4 protein-coding genes are annotated in these 2,375 nt (G+C 33.2%); all 4 read left to right on the top strand.

Features of this window, described 5'->3' with window-relative positions; translation table 11 throughout:
- The first annotated feature begins 48 nt into the window (after positions 1–48).
- Positions 49–417 carry a CoA-binding protein gene (locus VFS71_RS13330; RefSeq protein WP_326401803.1) on the top strand — a complete coding sequence of 123 codons (369 nt, stop codon included), beginning with the start codon at positions 49–51 and terminating at the stop codon, positions 415–417.
- 260 nt (positions 418–677) lie between these two features.
- Positions 678–1,298 carry a recombination mediator RecR gene (recR, locus tag VFS71_RS13325; protein WP_326401801.1) on the top strand — a complete coding sequence of 207 codons (621 nt, stop codon included), beginning with the start codon at positions 678–680 and terminating at the stop codon, positions 1,296–1,298.
- A 69-nt stretch (positions 1,299–1,367) separates the two neighbouring features.
- Entirely contained in the window at positions 1,368–2,159 is a 792-nt protein-coding gene (locus tag VFS71_RS13320; RefSeq protein WP_326401800.1) for a polysaccharide biosynthesis/export family protein, read from the top strand.
- Between the two features lie 15 nt (positions 2,160–2,174).
- Positions 2,175–2,375: hypothetical protein (locus VFS71_RS13315; RefSeq protein ID WP_326401799.1), on the top strand; the 201-nt coding region annotated here is incomplete at its 3' end.

The raw sequence follows: 2,375 nt of genomic DNA, 5'->3' as shown, positions 1-2,375 counted from the left end.
TAGAGCTTAATCCTTTTTGATTACTTTTGCAGCTTATATTGATTTAAAATGACAAAAAATAAAAAAACCTTAGTTCTTGGAGCAACTGCTAAACCAGAAAAAGCAGCATTCAAGGCTATTGAGATGTTGGTTGCCAAAGGGCATTCAGTGCTTGCTTTGGGACAAAATGCAGGAGAAGTAGCAGGGGTTAAAATAAATACCAAAGCAATCCCAGTTAAAAATATTGATACCATTTCGCTATATCTAAATCCAAATCGTCAAAGGGATTATTATAATTATATTGTCGATGCCAAGCCCAAACGTGTTTTGTTCAACCCAGGAACCGAAAATCCAGAATTTTACCAATTGTTGGAATTGAATAATATAAAATATGAAGCTGCCTGTACATTGGTTCTGCTAACATTAAATAAATATTAATTTTTTAAGGATCTATTTCCAGCTGTCCGCTATATCTTTTTTTCTCTTTTGAAAAAAAGAGAAAAAAAGGATGCAGCTACCATCTGGGATAAGCCATAACAATCAATAATTTTAATTGAAGCAATTTTTTTGAGAAATATTGGGCTTTTGCCTGGCGAGAAAAAGAATTGTCTTTGTTTGTTTCAAAACCGAAGTATTGTCTTTTAAAATAGATTCAATTTTCTAAATGGCAGTTTACCAAATTGCTTACTTTTGTATCCATGGAATTTTCTTCAAAACTAATAGAGAAAGCAGTTAATGAAATGGCTCAATTGCCAGGAATTGGTAAAAGAACCGCCTTGAGATTGGTCTTGCATATTTTAAAGCAACCCAAAGAACAGGCTGCTTTTTTAGCTCAAGCATTAGTCACGATGCGTGAGGAAATCAAATATTGCAATAGCTGTCATAACATATCAGATAGCGAAGTTTGTGAAATTTGTGCCAACCCAAGTAGAAACCATCAAATTATTTGTGTTGTCGAGGATATTCGAGATGTAATGGCAATCGAAAATACAGGCCAATTCAGAGGGATCTATCATGTTTTGGGAGGTAAAATTTCGCCCATTGATGGGATAGGGCCTAGTCAGCTTACTATTTCTAAGTTGGTTGAGAAAGTTAAGTTAGGTCAAGTCAAAGAGATAATATTCGCTTTAAGCTCAACAATGGAGGGAGATACCACCAATTTTTATATCTATAAACAAATTGCAGATTTGTCTGTAGTAGTTTCAACAATAGCTAGAGGAATTGCCGTTGGAGATGAATTAGAATACGCAGATGAAGTGACTCTAGGTCGAAGTATATTGCAAAGAGTGCCTTTTGAAAAATCACTAAAAACCAATTAGGTAGTTTATTAAGCTTGACGCTTTTTTAATACTATTTGAAAAACTATATTTGTTACTAAATTAACACGAATGAACAAACGCTTAGTCTTTTTTTATTTATTTATCAGTATGTTATTTGCATCCTGTATTCCAGTAAAGGATTTGGTTTATCTTCAAAAAAAGGATAATTCTTCCAATGAAGGGCCAGTCGTAATGGTAGAATCAAAACCTTATCGTTTGCAAACACATGATGTGTTAAATATCACTATTAAAGCCTCAGATCCAAAACTTGTAACTATTTTTAATCCAACTGCCAATGGTTCTGAAACAGATCAATCGGTATCCGGTTTGTATTTTGATGGATTCACTGTAGACGATCATGGAAACATCCGAATTCCAGTTTTAGGGGAGATGAATGTTATGGGATTTACTTTGGAGGAAGTTCGTATTAGTATTGAAAAACAATTGTTAGCCGATTATTTTAAAGATAATGCCAGTATTTTTGTAGTGGTTAAATTGGCTGGTTTTCGATATACCATTAATGGAGAAGTAGGTAGTACAGGTACCAAAACTTTGTTTCAGGAAAAAGTAAATATAATGGAAGCTATTGCCAATGCTGGGGATATAACCACAACTGGGGATAGAAAAGCGGTAACTGTTATTAGACAAACTCCAAATGGAACCGAGATGAAGGATTTGGATTTAACGAACATCAATGTTATGAATTCACCGTATTACTTTTTACAGCCTAATGATTATATTTATGTAAAACCGCTTAAGCAAAAAACGTGGGGGACCGGTAGTACCGGAATTCAATCTTTGACAACCCTTATTACACTATTGTCTTTAGTTAGTACCACTTATTTGTTACTTAAAAAATAAAATCAATTTCCCAATATGTTAGATATTAAAGATTTTTCGGTTTTTGAAAATCAGCCCAGTTTTGATTTTAAGGGTTTTTTAATAAAGATATTAAGTTATTGGAAATGGTTTTTGCTATCCATAGTTATAGCATTAATGATTGCATATCAGGTTAATATACGCAAAGAAAAAATTTATGGAATTGAAACCCTAATTTCGGTTAAGGAAGAAACCAAT

Source organism: Flavobacterium sp., assembly GCF_035760125.1.
Lineage (GTDB): Bacteria > Bacteroidota > Bacteroidia > Flavobacteriales > Flavobacteriaceae > Flavobacterium.
This window is presented reverse-complemented; position numbering and strand designations above follow the sequence as displayed.